The 14,014-nt window shown below is 29.0% G+C and carries 19 protein-coding genes and 1 pseudogene; 15 read left to right on the top strand and 5 right to left on the bottom strand.

What is annotated here, in order from left to right:
* On the top strand, window positions 1–500 hold a 500-nt coding region (locus tag ACYSNM_RS13310; RefSeq protein ID WP_461757365.1), incomplete at its 5' end, for a transposase.
* 330 nt (window positions 501–830) lie between these two features.
* Entirely contained in the window at window positions 831–1,370 is a 540-nt protein-coding gene (locus ACYSNM_RS13305; protein WP_461757364.1) for an imm11 family protein, read from the top strand.
* A 16-nt stretch (window positions 1,371–1,386) separates the two neighbouring features.
* Here the strand turns inward: ACYSNM_RS13305 and ACYSNM_RS13300 are convergent, their stop codons facing one another.
* Window positions 1,387–1,911 (bottom strand): hypothetical protein, encoded by a 525-nt coding sequence (locus tag ACYSNM_RS13300; protein ID WP_461757363.1) that lies wholly within the window; start codon window positions 1,909–1,911, stop codon window positions 1,387–1,389.
* An 843-nt stretch (window positions 1,912–2,754) separates the two neighbouring features.
* Between ACYSNM_RS13300 and ACYSNM_RS13295 the strand changes: the two genes are divergently transcribed.
* The 6 genes and pseudogenes from ACYSNM_RS13295 to ACYSNM_RS13270 all read left to right on the top strand — a co-directional run bounded on the left by ACYSNM_RS13295 (window position 2,755) and on the right by ACYSNM_RS13270 (window position 6,336).
* Window positions 2,755–3,504 carry a hypothetical protein gene (locus ACYSNM_RS13295; protein WP_461757362.1) on the top strand — a complete coding sequence of 250 codons (750 nt, stop codon included), beginning with the start codon at window positions 2,755–2,757 and terminating at the stop codon, window positions 3,502–3,504.
* Window positions 3,505–4,064: 560 nt separating this feature from the next.
* Complete coding sequence (locus tag ACYSNM_RS13290) at window positions 4,065–4,592, top strand: hypothetical protein (protein ID WP_461757361.1); 528 nt, start codon at window positions 4,065–4,067, stop codon at window positions 4,590–4,592.
* Window positions 4,593–4,836: 244 nt separating this feature from the next.
* On the top strand, window positions 4,837–5,349 hold the full coding sequence (locus tag ACYSNM_RS13285; protein ID WP_461757360.1) for a hypothetical protein: 513 nt from the start codon (window positions 4,837–4,839) through the stop codon (window positions 5,347–5,349).
* 154 nt (window positions 5,350–5,503) lie between these two features.
* Window positions 5,504–5,623, top strand: a pseudogene (locus ACYSNM_RS13280) (RHS repeat-associated core domain-containing protein); the annotation flags it as partial.
* A gap of 9 nt (window positions 5,624–5,632) precedes the next feature.
* Window positions 5,633–5,980, top strand: a complete 348-nt coding sequence (locus tag ACYSNM_RS13275; RefSeq protein WP_461757359.1) for an HNH endonuclease signature motif containing protein — start codon at window positions 5,633–5,635, stop codon at window positions 5,978–5,980.
* Window positions 5,981–5,997: 17 nt separating this feature from the next.
* Window positions 5,998–6,336, top strand: coding sequence for a hypothetical protein (locus ACYSNM_RS13270; RefSeq protein WP_461757358.1), 339 nt, complete (start codon window positions 5,998–6,000; stop codon window positions 6,334–6,336).
* A 456-nt stretch (window positions 6,337–6,792) separates the two neighbouring features.
* Here the strand turns inward: ACYSNM_RS13270 and ACYSNM_RS13265 are convergent, their stop codons facing one another.
* The 4 genes from ACYSNM_RS13265 to ACYSNM_RS13250 form a co-directional block, all read right to left on the bottom strand.
* Window positions 6,793–7,383 (bottom strand): hypothetical protein, encoded by a 591-nt coding sequence (locus ACYSNM_RS13265; RefSeq protein WP_461757357.1) that lies wholly within the window; start codon window positions 7,381–7,383, stop codon window positions 6,793–6,795.
* A 762-nt stretch (window positions 7,384–8,145) separates the two neighbouring features.
* Window positions 8,146–8,442, bottom strand: a complete 297-nt coding sequence (locus tag ACYSNM_RS13260) for a type II toxin-antitoxin system RelE/ParE family toxin (protein ID WP_461757356.1) — start codon at window positions 8,440–8,442, stop codon at window positions 8,146–8,148.
* Window positions 8,442–8,663, bottom strand: coding sequence for a hypothetical protein (locus tag ACYSNM_RS13255; protein ID WP_461757355.1), 222 nt, complete (start codon window positions 8,661–8,663; stop codon window positions 8,442–8,444). Before ACYSNM_RS13255 ends, ACYSNM_RS13260 begins: the two co-directional genes overlap by 1 nt.
* A gap of 18 nt (window positions 8,664–8,681) precedes the next feature.
* A complete protein-coding gene (locus tag ACYSNM_RS13250; protein ID WP_461757366.1) occupies window positions 8,682–8,918 on the bottom strand; it encodes a helix-turn-helix domain-containing protein in 237 nt (78 codons plus the stop codon).
* Window positions 8,919–9,175: 257 nt separating this feature from the next.
* On the opposite strand from ACYSNM_RS13250, the gene ACYSNM_RS13245 reads away from it, so the two are divergent.
* From ACYSNM_RS13245 to ACYSNM_RS13215, 7 genes are all read left to right on the top strand, one after another.
* Entirely contained in the window at window positions 9,176–9,358 is a 183-nt protein-coding gene (locus ACYSNM_RS13245; RefSeq protein ID WP_461757354.1) for a hypothetical protein, read from the top strand.
* Window positions 9,359–9,362: 4 nt separating this feature from the next.
* Window positions 9,363–9,662: a hypothetical protein gene (locus ACYSNM_RS13240; protein ID WP_461757353.1), complete on the top strand. Its 300-nt coding sequence runs from the start codon at window positions 9,363–9,365 to the stop codon at window positions 9,660–9,662.
* Window positions 9,663–9,673: 11 nt separating this feature from the next.
* On the top strand, window positions 9,674–10,273 hold the full coding sequence (locus ACYSNM_RS13235) for an SMI1/KNR4 family protein (protein ID WP_461757352.1): 600 nt from the start codon (window positions 9,674–9,676) through the stop codon (window positions 10,271–10,273).
* A gap of 425 nt (window positions 10,274–10,698) precedes the next feature.
* On the top strand, window positions 10,699–11,244 hold the full coding sequence (locus ACYSNM_RS13230) for a hypothetical protein (protein ID WP_461757351.1): 546 nt from the start codon (window positions 10,699–10,701) through the stop codon (window positions 11,242–11,244).
* Between the two features lie 363 nt (window positions 11,245–11,607).
* Window positions 11,608–11,796 (top strand): hypothetical protein, encoded by a 189-nt coding sequence (locus tag ACYSNM_RS13225; RefSeq protein WP_461757350.1) that lies wholly within the window; start codon window positions 11,608–11,610, stop codon window positions 11,794–11,796.
* A gap of 18 nt (window positions 11,797–11,814) precedes the next feature.
* Window positions 11,815–12,477, top strand: coding sequence for a hypothetical protein (locus ACYSNM_RS13220; protein WP_461757349.1), 663 nt, complete (start codon window positions 11,815–11,817; stop codon window positions 12,475–12,477).
* Between the two features lie 632 nt (window positions 12,478–13,109).
* Window positions 13,110–13,772: a HEAT repeat domain-containing protein gene (locus ACYSNM_RS13215; protein ID WP_461757348.1), complete on the top strand. Its 663-nt coding sequence runs from the start codon at window positions 13,110–13,112 to the stop codon at window positions 13,770–13,772.
* Window positions 13,773–14,014 lie beyond the last annotated feature (242 nt).

Raw genomic sequence — 14,014 nt, 5'->3', positions numbered from 1 at the left:
AAATGGATATTAAAATGGTATGGATACCACAAAAAGGGAAAAATGCGTACTTACTTTCTGTAATTGACGTACACAGTCGTAGAATATTAAAAGACTACTTCAGCTTTAATATTAAACAAAAACAGGTAATAGAACTACTATCAGAGCTTTTCGAGGAGTTAGATTACCCTGAAAATGTAGTGATTAGATCAGATAACGGAAGTCAATTTATTGCTAAAAATGTAAGGGAATATCTTTCTTTAGTCGGTGTGTCACAAGAGTTTACACACGTAGCAACACCAGAGGAAAACGCTCATATAGAAGCATACCATGGTACTTTAAGGAGAGAAGTTTTCACCAAGTTCGAATACTTTACTTTTGGGCAAATAGAACAAATATTAAAGAACTACGTAGTGTTTTATAATAACAAAAGACTACATGGCTTGCTTGGAAAAATCACTCCAATGGAGAAATGGGAAATGGACAAACACTTGATTTTAAGCAAGAAAAAAGCAGCCTAAAACATTATACTTTAAAAACTTAAAAATACTCTAGGTTTATCGGGGGCAAAACAGCTTCTCCCCATGTGTAAGAAAATATATTTTGCTAAATTTGAATACTTTACTTTTTAGATAAAAAGCGCAATTACTAAATAAGTGCGTAGTGTCCTATAATCATTAAAGACTTGATAGATAGGTTTAAAAAGCATTGGAAGCTAGAAATAGAAAGAAGAACAAACACTTAATTTTAAGCGAGGAAAAAAGTAGACTGGCTATGATATTTTAAAATCAAAAACACTCTAGTTTATAGGGGTATAAAGAGGTGATAGAAAAGTAAAAAGTACATAACTTATGAAATATTATGAATTGTATGAAAAGTACAAAAGAAGTTTATATTTTTTCTATAATGAAAATAATAAGATTTCTGGGTTTGATTATTGTACTTCAAAGAAAATAGAGGATTCAGAGTTTTTAGTTTATGATGTGGAAGTACTAGATAGTTACTTATCGGATTATGATTATTTACCAGTAGCATCTGGATTACCTTTAGTTAGTAAACGCTTTAGAGAGGCTTTTAGTGGATTGGAAGCAAGTCAATTAGAGTATTTTAAAGCAATGATAATTTCTAAAGATGGAGGGGTAAATACCGATTTTTTATCTTTGAATATACTAAATTGTTATCCAGGGATGGATAAGGAAAAATCTATCTTTGAAATTAATAAATATGGTATTTTAAAGATAGAGAGTTTATCCTTGAAACCTAATTTTATGAAGGATCATCTAATAGGTAGGCTAGAGGAAAAAAAATCTATTGTAATTGTTAATCAGGTTTTTAAAGACTTATGCACAAGAAATAAATTAAAAGGAATGGGGTTTATTGAAATAGAATAAGAAGTAGAATACTTCATTATTGAGCCTCTGTTACATTTTTAATAATAATTATACTTTTAGATTCACTAAGGGTTTTTAAAGTAAAGCAATCCGCTTCAAATATGTATTTTCCTTGTGGGTCTAAATCCAATGGAGTATACGATCTCACCGCAATTCTATCTACTGTTTGATATAGTGGATAGGAAGTTTTAATTCCCATTATTTTTAAATAGTCGATGGGTGAAAATAAATATTTTAAATTTATATAGTCGTTAATATCATGACTAATAGGATTGGGTTTAACGATACCAACCTTGTTTCTAAATAGTTCTTGTGTCGCTTTAAAGGCGATATTTGTTTTTCCAATATATATAACTTGCCCTATTAACTTTTGATCAAGATTGCAAATTTTATTACCTGTAATTGTGGTTAAGCAGTATCTTTTTGTAATTGTCGATTGTTTATGCTCAACAATAGGATTGTCCTTAATCTTGTGAACATTTCTTTGTTGACATGACAAAAATAAAACACCGATTAATAGATATGTAGTTAACTTATGCATTGTTTTTAAATTGAGCCTCATATGGATGGAATTGTTTATTAAACGATTAAGTCTGGTTATTATTTTAGAAAACATAAAAACTACTTGATATGATCTTTATGTGTGAAAAAGATTTGCTGTGGAAATAATGTTATTTATCTTTAGCATTAGTAGACTTGAAGATAATTTTTAAATTAAATATTCAAGAATTATCTATCGTAAAAAAAACAAGAATATTAATAGAACTAACTTAGGGTAGCTGTTGCTATATTGGGTCTTGATGTAAATTTACAGGATAATAGAGATCTATATATAGAAGGCGTTAAGGATGACTTACAATGAAAATTATGAAAAAAAAGAAGAACTACTTAGCTTTCCTTTTCTTGGGCTATATATTAATGTACCTAATTGATCATTCAGATAGATTTATAGATGGAGTTTTAGATGCTCTAAAGTAAAACCTATCATTATCAAAATCTTATAGTAGGTTTCAAATTAAAAGGTGGAAATTTGCAATTTAAGACCAAAGACATTAAAACAGTGGTAGATAGGGATGCTGCTTTTAAGAATCAATAAGTTAAACTTGCTACGAACAGAAAAACTAATCAGAGCTATCTTCTACAGAGGTAGGAATTATATATGTACTATTACATAAGTAGTGTAAAGTGAGCGTATAATTTGGGAAGCTTGTTTTCTAGTTAATGGATACTTAAAACCAACTCTGGAACAACAAAGAATTCGATTTAATGCAGACGGTATTCCATTACCTAATCCATCTACAGGGACTAGAGAAATAAGTCCAGAGAAGTGAAAAAAGTATGCTCCAAATGGAAAAATAAGTTTTAATGATAAATTTCGTGATTAATGATAACAATTTATAGTGACTTTATTAAGAACCACACTAACTATGATTTCTTTGACCAAGACAAGGTGAAAGAATTTCTAGACTTGCCTATTATTTATTCGCTGGATAGTATACTTCCTCTTTTTAATAGAGAAATAGGGTATAATGAAATTATGAATAGTAGAGTTGTTTTAAACTATAAATATAGGGAACAACGCAATAATCAATACCCTCATTTAACTGCAAGTTTACAGACAGTTGTTAATGATTTATTTGTTAATTTATTTGGAGATAAATCAGAAGTTATAGATTGTACTAAGCTTGAAGGAGACGTAAAAAAAATAAGTCTTGTAGCTTGTAGAAAATGTGAAAAAGTAATTACTAAGCCGGATTTAGAGATGCTTTTTATAGATACTATGCCAAAATTGACTGAGATAGAAGGGTTGTCTAAACTAATAGACCTAAAAGACTTAACTATATCTAGAACACCAAAGTTTAATGGTTTTGAGGATATACAAGCATTAAAAAAGGTCTTGTTTTTGAATTTAGATAGTTGTAAAATGTTAGAAAATATTGATTTTTTGACAGAAGAGCATAGTGTGATGTTTCTGGATATTTCGTTTTGCCCTAAATTAGATATTTCGAGTAGCATAAAAGTTTTAAAAAAATTAAAAAATCTAAAACAAGTCAATATGACATTGAAAAAGAAAGATTTAGCACTTGTATTAGAAGCTCTTCCGAATGTTTATATTAATTCGCATAAATTTTAAAAAGAGGATTAATTGCTGGATTAGGAAATAATCTAGCCGCTAGTATAAAAGATGTGAAAAGAATCTTTCTAGATTTAGAATAGGAGCCTAAAGTCGTTAATAGTCAATTGTATGAACTCATAAGACAAAAAAAAGCTCTTGGAGGTTTTGATATGCTACTTAGAACACCAAAAACACAATGGCACAAATATGACACAAGAAGAAGCAATGAAAGGTAATTTCAAAGTTAAATAATCGTTCTGTATCTCTTCTAAGATTTAATATATCGTGAAAAAATTACAAGTAAAAATAGTACTGTATCAAGTTCTGGATATAACACCGTTAAAGGTTGAAGCCAACTATAAGTAGAGGTATAATAAAGTGTTTTTAAAATTAACTTATTCAAAAATTATGCACCAAAAAGAAGTACAGCGATTACTACAAGAAGTTAGTAATTTGCGGATATATGGAGAAAAATAAGAAATGTTAGTTATTCTACATAAACTAAACAATGAGTTTCCTATTTGGCAAAGGGTATGGAAGTGAAGTTAATCATAGAAAGGATATAAAGAAGAATAAAGATGAGTTATATAAGAATATTAATGTCTATTAAGGATTTTATTCCTTATGTAAAGGATATATTACTGAAAAATGATGCAAATTTGTATGTAGAAAAAAGAGAAAACAAAACTCAATTGCAATATATTAATATCAATCTACTTGAAGAAATATTACCTTTCGAGGCAAATAGAGAACAATATACCAACTTGTATATTACTACTACCGAATTTAACGTAGATAAAGATAGTTTTTATAAAACACCTATTAATCTTTTTTCTTGTGATATTACAGGGGGAAGAGAAAAAAATGATGAAATAGAGATAATTAATATCAGGATTTTATCAAAAACACCTGACAAAAGTATTAAGAAGGTATTTAATTCAATTAAATATCGTTTAAATCATGATGAAAATATTGGTAAAGGAGTTAAGATTGATAATTCAACATATAAGATGATGTATTATTTAAAAACAAATGTAGAGAATAAGACCTATAGTTTTGATTTTTATAATGAAAGCTTTTCAGGGTTCAATATAATCGTTGAATAGTTTTTTAATATAAAAAGTAGTAGAGGTGATTTACTATTTTTTTTGTTTTTGACTATCTTTATTAACGACAGAGCTATGATAGTGAAATGCTTTAACATTCTATGACTGCTTAATTAAAAGATAGAGATTTTCATGAAAGTGATCTAAGTGAATTAGGGAAGGAAGTTTTTAGTGATTTAATGTACGATTGCCTTTCCTATACAGATAATCAAAGTGAAAAAATCGATAGAAATAATTATGTAATATGAACTATTGGAATCAAATTAAAGAATTATTTTCTAAATATGAAAGTAAAAAATATTTAGAAGAAGTAAAAAATATAGATAGTTATCTTTCAAGAGATTATGTTGATTTTGTTAATTATTTTGGAGTTGGCAAAATTGATGATTTTATATGGATATTATCTCCAATAATTAGTGATGAAAGTGATAATATATATAAGAGAAAATCCGATCTATTAGAAAGTTTAAATTATGATACATATATTTCAAATGATGTTTATTTGTTAGAAATGTTAAATAACCCTACTATGAACGTATTGGGAATGTCTGAAAATGGGGACTATATACTTTCTGTTGAAAATGGAAAAACTTTTATAATTATAGTTATTGAAAGTAGATTTAGCGAATATGAAGTTTATGAATTTGATTTTATTGAGTTTGTTTGTAAATTTTTATTAAATGAATTAGATACAAATATTTTATGTATTGAGGAAGTAGAATATCATAGTTATACTCAATACACAGATGTAGTATAAAATATAAAAAGCAGTAGTAGAGATAATCTACTACTGCTTTTTTTTGCTTTTTACTATCTTTATCAAGGTCACGCATTGGATAGGGAAATGCTTCAACATTCTATGACTGCTTAATTTAAAGATATAAACAAGGAGTTAAACTGTCTTAGCCTACAACAGTTTTCGTTATTACGACCCTGAACAAGGGAATTACATCAGTCAAGACCCTATCGGTCTTGCAGGTGGTAACCCTACGCTGTATGGGTATGTAGGAGATCCTACAGGATGGTTAGATGTGTTTGGGTTGGCTGAAAGTGGTACATATCCTACTAAGTATCATGAAATTAGTAAAGAAGAACTAGCAATATTAAGAAATGAATTTGATAAATCTGGAGGAGTTAGAGAGAATTTTTTAAAAGAAATAGCAAAAGATCCTAATGCTGTGAAAAAGTATGGTACAGATATAGTTAATCAGTTGAAAGATGGTAAAGTTCCTAATGATTATGTGGTACACCATAAAAAACCATTATTTAGAGGAGGAACAAATGAAAGTAATAATTTAACTTTGATAGATAAAAAGTATCATAGAGATAATAATAAGGTGCTTCATTGGTATGAAGAGGGAGAAAATCCATATGGTTTAAATGATTAAAATAAATTGATTAATATATGAATGTACGTTGTCCAAATTGTCAAGTTGTTTTTAAAACAAGCCCAGAAAAAACAGAGTTATTAAACTATGCTATACAAAAAGGGCAAAAGTTAGTTATGTTAGAATGTCCAGAATGTTTTAAAGAAGTGCCAATTAATCCAGATAACCTTTTGGCTAAAGTTTCACAAAAAGATAATGATATTAAAGAAAAATATGATGGAATTGATTGTCCAATATGTTTAGTTGGGATTGTAAGTTATATTGATAATAATAAAGAAAAAGCATTTTGGGGTTGTGGAGAATGTGGTACTGTATGGACTAATGAAAAGAAAATAGAAAAGGATATAAATAGCTAAAGAGAAAACAGTAGTAGAGATAATCTACTACTGCTTTTTTTTTGCTTTTTACTATCTTTATAAGGGACAGAGCTATGATAGTGAAATGCTAAAATGTTCTTTGACTCCTTAATTTAAAAGTATAAACCAGAAGTTAAACGGGCTTAGCCTATAACCGCTTGCGTTATTACGACCCTGAGCAAGGGAACTACATTAGTCAAGACCTGATAGGTCTGCAGGTGGTAACCCTACGCTTTATGGATATGTAGATGATTCTACTGGGTGGTTGGATGTGTTTGGATTGAGTCAAAATAAAAGTTATGAAAGTGGGAAGAATATAGACACTGTCTCTAATGACACCACAGGGTTCTCTATTCTCATCTTAAAGGTATTCTTGTTAACCAAAAATTAAATCCAATAACTTACTCCTGTTTATCTTTCACTTACAACATAATTGGTTTTAGTCAAATAAATTAACTATTCTTGTTTTTTTACATTTGGAAGATTCTCAAATAATCTTTGATACTCCAATAGATGATCAAAATCTAAATAATGCTGAGGCGATCTAAACCAATGTTGACTTAAATCTGCTGTACCATACTGTTCAATATTCACAGTTTTACCATCCTCAATAACCCATTGATCTAAGTATACATTATCCTTTTGCTTATGTGAATAAAACATCAATACTTTTCCTAGATTACCATACCATGATACTTGAGATAAAAACACCTTATCCTTGTCATAAGCTTTTTCTTCAAAATGATTGTACTTAGAAAATACAGTCATTAAAATGGTCTTATAAGAAAGACTATCATAGTAACTGAAAGAAATATACATCTTACAAAAAGTAACCTCACAGTATGGTTTTCCCTCTTTGTAATAATTAACAGTATACTCTTTATCATTCTTAAAAGCATACTCCGCCCATTGCTTAGGGGTATATGATATAAATTCTTTAGGAATATTATCATCAAATTCTGATGAAAGATGAACTTGTAGTGTATCCTGTTCATCCATTATTTTATTCATAATACCATTGTATTTCGTAAATTCTGATCTATACATATTTTTATTTTATAAATTTTGAAATGTCGTCTACTATTTCTACACCTTTTTTAGTGGCATGATTTAATACATCTTTGCTTAATTCTCCTACTTTTTCAACATGTAGAACAACTTTTCCTCCAACAGATTTGTTTTTTCTTTCGTTAGCTAATTTTTAATGAATGACGCTTAAATTAAGCATCATAGTTTTTTCTTGTACGACTCATCTTTCAAAGATAAGTTTTTATGCTTAACTTACTGTGCGGACTAAGTTAGGAAGTCCATTCCTTTATATCTTATTTTGAAAATTAAAAATAGAGGTTACATACTACTTTCTTTAATAGCTTTTTTCGTTATCGAATATTTTATATATACTTATTTATTTTCCCCCTCAGATAAAATAATAGGGCTTTACAATTTAATTATAGGAATTATTGTTTTTGTTCTTTTTTATAGTAAAAAAAATTACTAAATATTAAGTAGTCAAATCAATCTTTTAAAAAGCCCTTTTACTGTAAAGTATAAAGCTTTTTTGTGCTTAAAAGTTGGCAAAAATCGGTGAAGAATAAAGGTAAATTATAACGAGAGGATACGGGGGAGAAAATCCTCGTATTTATAAACTGTTTAAAACAGTTGTTTAATTCACCTTGTTTTTTTTAAAAGCCAACTTTTGGATTGTCCTTGAATAGTAAACTGCTGATTATTAGTATTAAGTAGGTTGTAGTAATGGTTGTAAAGGCTATTTTACGGCATAAAAAAACTCCCATTGTGGGAGTTTATATTTTATAACCAATTCTTTTTTGGATCTAAATGTGTAGAAAGCACTGCATAAATATGTATTTCTTTTTTAGTCTCATTTACTTTGAAATGAATCATGTATTTAAAGTCTTTCAACGGCAGGCAATGCACATCTTTGTAACGAATTTGAAAATATGGATTTTGCTGTAAGTTTTTCAAAGTTTCTCTGTAATGCTCTAAAAATTTTTTGCCGTAATCTTTTCTTTTGTTGTTTAAATACTCTTTAGCTTCCTTTAAATCGTTTTTAACATTAGGGTCGGCAATAATGGTGTATTTCTGCATTATTCTTTCTCTAACTCGTCCAACATATCAAAAGCATCTACAGGTTTATTAGCCTCTTTTACACGTTTTAAAACAAGGTCTTTTTGCCATTGTGGTACATCTTCGGTATCCTGTTTGTATTTAAAGGTTAAAAAATCAATATAGCGTTCTACTTCTCCCAAAAGTGTTTCTGGTAGTTGTTTTAGTTTAGAGTTTACCTGCTTTATGGTTGTTGTGTTCATAATCTATAAAGCTAATTGTTATACTTTCTTTTTTGTTATAAAAGCATCAAGAAATGTTTTAACTAGATGTTTTTCCTCTGCATTTAATTTTTGAATTCTTTGAAACTGCCTTATCAATTCTTTATCGATCAACTGAGTTTCTACCTGTTCACTTTCATCATTCATCAAATAATCTGTACTTGTATTTAAAGTATTTGCTAATTTTTGAAGCACATCGGCAGATGGAATACTCTTGCCTTTTTCATATCGCCCAATTTATAAATAAGTTAAACCTACTTTTTCTGCAATTTCAGACTGTGTCAAATTATTATCGATGTGAAGTTGTTTTATCCGTTCATTTACAGATGTTATAGTTGATATATGTATTAGATTGATACTTATATAAGTACAAATTTACGTTTTTATTTGACTATTTAAGAAAATTGTTTAAAAAATAATACATGTAAGGCTTATTAATTGATACAATTATGTGTTATTGCGTAACAAAAAAGTATCATAAGTATTTTTCAGTTATGGAAATAAGCGAGATAAAGGAAAAACTAGCCATGGCAACGGTACGGCTTAAAAATCGAGAAGCAGAGCAGAATAATAGAGTAACAGCTGAATATTATTCAAATAAAAGTAATAATTCAGGTCAAAAGGCTACAGTTTTAGAAAGTGCTGTTAAAATAATTTGGGCTATATTTAAAAAGTAATTGTATGAAATATGTTGTTTTAATTTTTCTTTTATTTGTTTTCATTGGATGTAAGAAAGAAGTTTCTTTCAACGAAGAATCAATGAAGAAAATGAATGCTAGTTTAGTAGAGTATAAAACTAAATTTGCTCCTTCATTAGTTGGCCATTTTCCTAATAAGCTTAAACGTTTAGGAAATTCTTTGAATTTTAAGACTGATATTAGAAAAGGCGACATAGGGCTTTATCTATATCAATATAATGTATCAAATAAAGAAATCTATTCGATTGTTAATTATTTGTCAGAAAGAGGTTATAAAGGATAGTAAATAATATTATGAAAATAGAAGAAAATATTAAGCGATTAGGAGGGCTAGAGTCCATTTATACGGATAAAGAAACCAAATTGACTGAAAAGGATATAAAAAAAATTGAAGAAATATTACAAGCAAAAGTACCAGAGGATGTTGCTTCATTTCTTACCACCTATGGAATAGTCAGTTTTGAAAAAGAAAGTATTTGTTTTAGACCATATAAAGAGGATGCAGAATATATCCATAAAGAAGAGACAGGGCAACCTAATTTTATTTTTATACAAGATTCTGTTAGTGTTTTTTATGGTGTTGACCCGAAGGATGGATATGATGTAATGTGGAGTTTAAGTGAGGATTTAAGAGAAGGTAGACCAGATAAGATGCTCCCAATAGGAACAGATGGAATGGGAAATGACATTCTTGTTAGTTTGCAAAAGCATGATTATGGAAAGGTTTATTTTTGGGATCATGAGTGTGAATTTGATGTAGATGATTATTTAGAAGAAACAGGCCAAGTGATGCCTGAAGAGGCTAAATATCAAAACTTATGGTTAATAGGAACTAGTCTTGAAGATTTTTTTGATAGATTGTATTATGTTCCGATTGAGGAGGAAGAATTTTAAAAAACAGTAGTAGAAAGTTTAGTACTGTTTTTTTGTTTTTGATTATCCGTATTAAGGAAAGAGTTATAATAGTGAAATGCTTCAGCATTTTATGACACTTTAATTTAAAAACAGAAACAAGGGACCTACATTCGTCAAGATCCCATTGGACTGGCTGATGATAACTATACGCTGTATGGGTATGTGGGAATCCGAGTAATTGATTAGATATAGTTGAATTAGCTGCTTGTCTTAATAGTGGAAAGGTAGCACAAAATGCTGCATAAAATCGGTTAACTGCCGAAGGATATACAATATTAGGTGAGCAAGTAACAATGAAAGTGAAAACAGGCACTGGTGAAGTTTATTTAGGAAAAATAAAGGAGATTTATGGCACTAGTTTTGAAGATTTAAAAAATACACCAAAATCAGGTTGTTATTAGAGAATGAGAAAATTGACAGAAATAGAACAAAAAATGTTCGATTGGGATAATGAATTGCGCTTTAATAGTGTAAATTATTCTGATGTTCAAGTAGTGGATATTGCAAAAAATGCGATAAATTTTGCTTGTGATAATTTCAAAGAAAAGGAAGAACTATGGGAGGGATTTACTTATCAATATGAAAGTAAAATTGAAAATGTTGCCTTAGGCATAGATTCGTATTTGCAAAAGAATCCTAAAGGTAAAAAGTCAAAAGAGATTCAAGATTTTGTACTTGATGTTATCCATACTGAAAAGTATGGAAGAGGAAGATGCGGCTTTATATACTTACTTTCAGTATTAAAAATGGATAACGAATTAGACCAAATAGCAAAGTGTAGAAAAGAGTTCTGGGACACCTCAAGAATACAATTTCAGTTGCTATATGCTTTATATAAACGAAAAATAAAAGGTTTTGAAAATGAGGTGGAAAATTTAGTAAAGAATTATCCAAAAGAAACTGAGTTGAAAAAATACGCAAATAAATATATAGAACAGCAAAATAGATAATACATTAAAGCCACTCTAAAGAGCAGTTTTAATTGTGTTAAAGATTGTCTTTACTGCCTAATAAATCTTTCATTTTTTTTGAAACGTAGTTTTGACAACTGTTTTTTCTTTTTGTGATTAAAAATAGGAGCAAAATTTGGTTTAAATGAAAGTTGGTCTTTCGTTGTTATTACTGAAATGTTGACTCTCGCTGGAGGGTGAAAATTGCACAGAGTTTGTTCTCTAAAGCCCGGTAGGTCTTGTAGGTAGTTACCTTACGTTGTATAGGTATGTAGGATATCCATATACGTGGATGGATGTTTTTGGACTCTTGATAGTATATTTAATAAACAATGAGGAGTATACAGGTAATACAAAAAGCAGATGCGAAAGCTAGATATGGTAGCGTTAGAACGGCAATTGATAGGTTTATTAAATAGTACAGAAGATAGAATAGACGACATTATTAGCTATGCCCGCGATGAGCATGCTAGTAGATATACAGATTTCATTGAGAAAGACTATCCATTAGGTGTAATGAAAGTGAAACAGGCACTGGTGAAGTTTATTTAGGAAAAATTAAGGAGATTTATGGCAAAAATTTTAAAAGAAAGTATTGAAGATTTAAAATTATTATTAGCCTCTACTAAGGCACCTGAAAGGAGAAAAGCTGCTAAATGGATAGGAGAGTTTAATGTAATTGACCTTGGTGATTCATTATATCAAGCATATCTGAAGGAAAGTAAGAATTTAAAAGCTTGGGAAACGCAGTGTATGATGATTAAAGCACTCGGTAAAATTAAGTATAAAAATGTTATGCATGAGTTATCTATTATTATAGAAAATAATAAAATGCATGACATGATAACTAATGAGGCGACATTAGCATTTATAAGAATAGAAAGAAAAAGTACAAAAGATGTAATTCCTATTTTGGAATTACTAAAAGTTGGTAACTTATCAGTTCTTAATGGAGCATTGAAATCGTTGACATTTGATGATGTGGTCCCTGAAAAAGAAGATATTTATAAAGTTATAGATGCTGTTAATTTAAAAAAATCTCTTATAAAAGAACAACATAAAGTTGGAGTTTTTGATCCAAGAGAGTATTTACTGTCAGCAATGTCTAAGTGGGATAAAAAAGACCCCAAAATTATTAATTTTATAGAAGAATGTTCAAAAGATGAGTATCTAGGAAAAAAGCATGATTTAATTGAAAGAGTTAGAAAAGGTAAGAAAGTATATTCTGAATAGTTGCAGAGTAGATCAATTACAGATCAAAAGACTTAAGTCACTATAATTCAGTCTTTTTTATATATGGGATACAATATTTTAGATCTTAGCAACTATAAAGGTTTAAACTTGTTTGTGTGTTGTTTGACTAACACTTTTTTTCAAAATAATTTAAATGAAAATCAACTGATGACTTTCAACATATTTATAGAAGGAAATAGAGGGGGTGAGGAATTGATAATTGGGGAATTGAGATGTTATAAGATATAGGAGCGAAAAATTAAGAGTTATGAAAAGATATTTATACTATTAGTATTTGTGTTTCTCTTTCTATTAGTAATGAATAGTTGTAAAGCTGATAGGGTGAAGTGTCTTTCTAAGGATAAATATATAACTTTTTGGAGGCATGTCTAATAGTTGATGATGATACCTATACTCGGTATTTATGCAGGTTTAAGTAATCCTTTTTTATTTTGGAATTATTTTATATTTATTAAATAGTACAGAAGATAGAATAGACGACATTATTAGCTATGCCCGTGATGAGCATGCTAGTATATATACTGATTTTATTGAAAAAAGACTATCCATTAGGTGTAATGAAAGTGAAACAGGCACTGGTGAAGTTTATTTAGGAAAAATAAAGGAGATTTATGGCAAAAGTTTTAAAAGAAAGTATTGAAGATTTAAAATTATTATTAGCCTCTCCTAAGGCACCTGAAAGGAGAAAAGCTGCTAAATGGATAGGAGAGTTTAATGTAGTTGACCTTGGTGATTCATTGTATCAAGCATATCTGAAGGAAAGTAAGAATTTAAAAGCTTGGGAAACGCAGTGTATGATGATTAAAGCACTCGGTAAAATTAAGTATAAAAATGTTTTACCTCATTTTGAGAGTATTCTACAAGAAAACCAGGTAGATGATATGATTACGCATGAGGTAGCCTTAGCGTATGTGAGAATTAACAGAAAATCTATTAATGATATCTCTCCAATATTAGAATTAATAAAAGAAGGTAATTTATCTGTTCTTTCAGGAGCTTTAGCAGTATTGGCATTTGATGATGTTATTGTTGAAAAAGAAGATATGTATACACTTATGGATGAAGTTGATTTGAAAAAAACACTTATAAAACAGCAACATGAACCTGGAAGTTTTGATCCAAGGGAGTATTTGTTATCTGCAATGTCTAAGTGGGATAGAAAAGACCCTAAAATTATTAATTTTATAGAAGAATGTTCTAAAGATGAGTATTTAGGAAAAAGACATGATCTAATTGAAAAAGTTAGAAAAGGTAAGAAAGTATATTCTGAATAATGCCATTAAGTTGGATAATAGTAATAATTCAATTTGTTGAATCTAGGTTATAAGATCATTTGTTTAAATAAATTAAAGTGGTAAAAAGAAAAAAAAGGCAAATAAAGATGAACCGGACACTGTACCATAAACTGTGTAAGTATAAAAATCTGCTTGGGTAACTAAGCAGATTTTTTTATATATTTAATATTTAGACAGTTATGGATACAAAGAAGATTATCTCCGATGAAGTTTTCAAGGGC

The sequence above is a fragment of the Myroides sp. LJL116 genome (genome assembly GCF_054871685.1).
Note: the sequence above shows the minus strand (reverse complement) of the source record. Positions and strands in the feature narration are given on the sequence as shown.

What these genes read in the sequence shown, in the direction of transcription:
- ACYSNM_RS13245 (WP_461757354.1), top strand. Translation starts at nt 9,176, where the DNA reads ATGGAAATAAGCGAGATAAAGGAAAAACTAGCCATGGCAACGGTACGG.
- ACYSNM_RS13295 (WP_461757362.1), top strand. Translation starts at nt 2,755, where the DNA reads ATGATAACAATTTATAGTGACTTTATTAAGAACCACACTAACTATGAT.
- ACYSNM_RS13240 (WP_461757353.1), top strand. Translation starts at nt 9,363, where the DNA reads ATGAAATATGTTGTTTTAATTTTTCTTTTATTTGTTTTCATTGGATGT.
- ACYSNM_RS13235 (WP_461757352.1), top strand. Translation starts at nt 9,674, where the DNA reads ATGAAAATAGAAGAAAATATTAAGCGATTAGGAGGGCTAGAGTCCATT.
- ACYSNM_RS13215 (WP_461757348.1), top strand. Translation starts at nt 13,110, where the DNA reads ATGGCAAAAGTTTTAAAAGAAAGTATTGAAGATTTAAAATTATTATTA.
- ACYSNM_RS13265 (WP_461757357.1), bottom strand. Translation starts at nt 7,383, where the DNA reads ATGTATAGATCAGAATTTACGAAATACAATGGTATTATGAATAAAATA.
- ACYSNM_RS13270 (WP_461757358.1), top strand. Translation starts at nt 5,998, where the DNA reads ATGAATGTACGTTGTCCAAATTGTCAAGTTGTTTTTAAAACAAGCCCA.
- ACYSNM_RS13225 (WP_461757350.1), top strand. Translation starts at nt 11,608, where the DNA reads ATGCGAAAGCTAGATATGGTAGCGTTAGAACGGCAATTGATAGGTTTA.
- ACYSNM_RS13220 (WP_461757349.1), top strand. Translation starts at nt 11,815, where the DNA reads ATGGCAAAAATTTTAAAAGAAAGTATTGAAGATTTAAAATTATTATTA.
- ACYSNM_RS13305 (WP_461757364.1), top strand. Translation starts at nt 831, where the DNA reads ATGAAATATTATGAATTGTATGAAAAGTACAAAAGAAGTTTATATTTT.
- ACYSNM_RS13285 (WP_461757360.1), top strand. Translation starts at nt 4,837, where the DNA reads ATGAACTATTGGAATCAAATTAAAGAATTATTTTCTAAATATGAAAGT.
- ACYSNM_RS13230 (WP_461757351.1), top strand. Translation starts at nt 10,699, where the DNA reads ATGAGAAAATTGACAGAAATAGAACAAAAAATGTTCGATTGGGATAAT.
- ACYSNM_RS13260 (WP_461757356.1), bottom strand. Translation starts at nt 8,442, where the DNA reads ATGCAGAAATACACCATTATTGCCGACCCTAATGTTAAAAACGATTTA.
- ACYSNM_RS13290 (WP_461757361.1), top strand. Translation starts at nt 4,065, where the DNA reads ATGAGTTATATAAGAATATTAATGTCTATTAAGGATTTTATTCCTTAT.
- ACYSNM_RS13255 (WP_461757355.1), bottom strand. Translation starts at nt 8,663, where the DNA reads ATGAACACAACAACCATAAAGCAGGTAAACTCTAAACTAAAACAACTA.
- ACYSNM_RS13300 (WP_461757363.1), bottom strand. Translation starts at nt 1,911, where the DNA reads ATGCATAAGTTAACTACATATCTATTAATCGGTGTTTTATTTTTGTCA.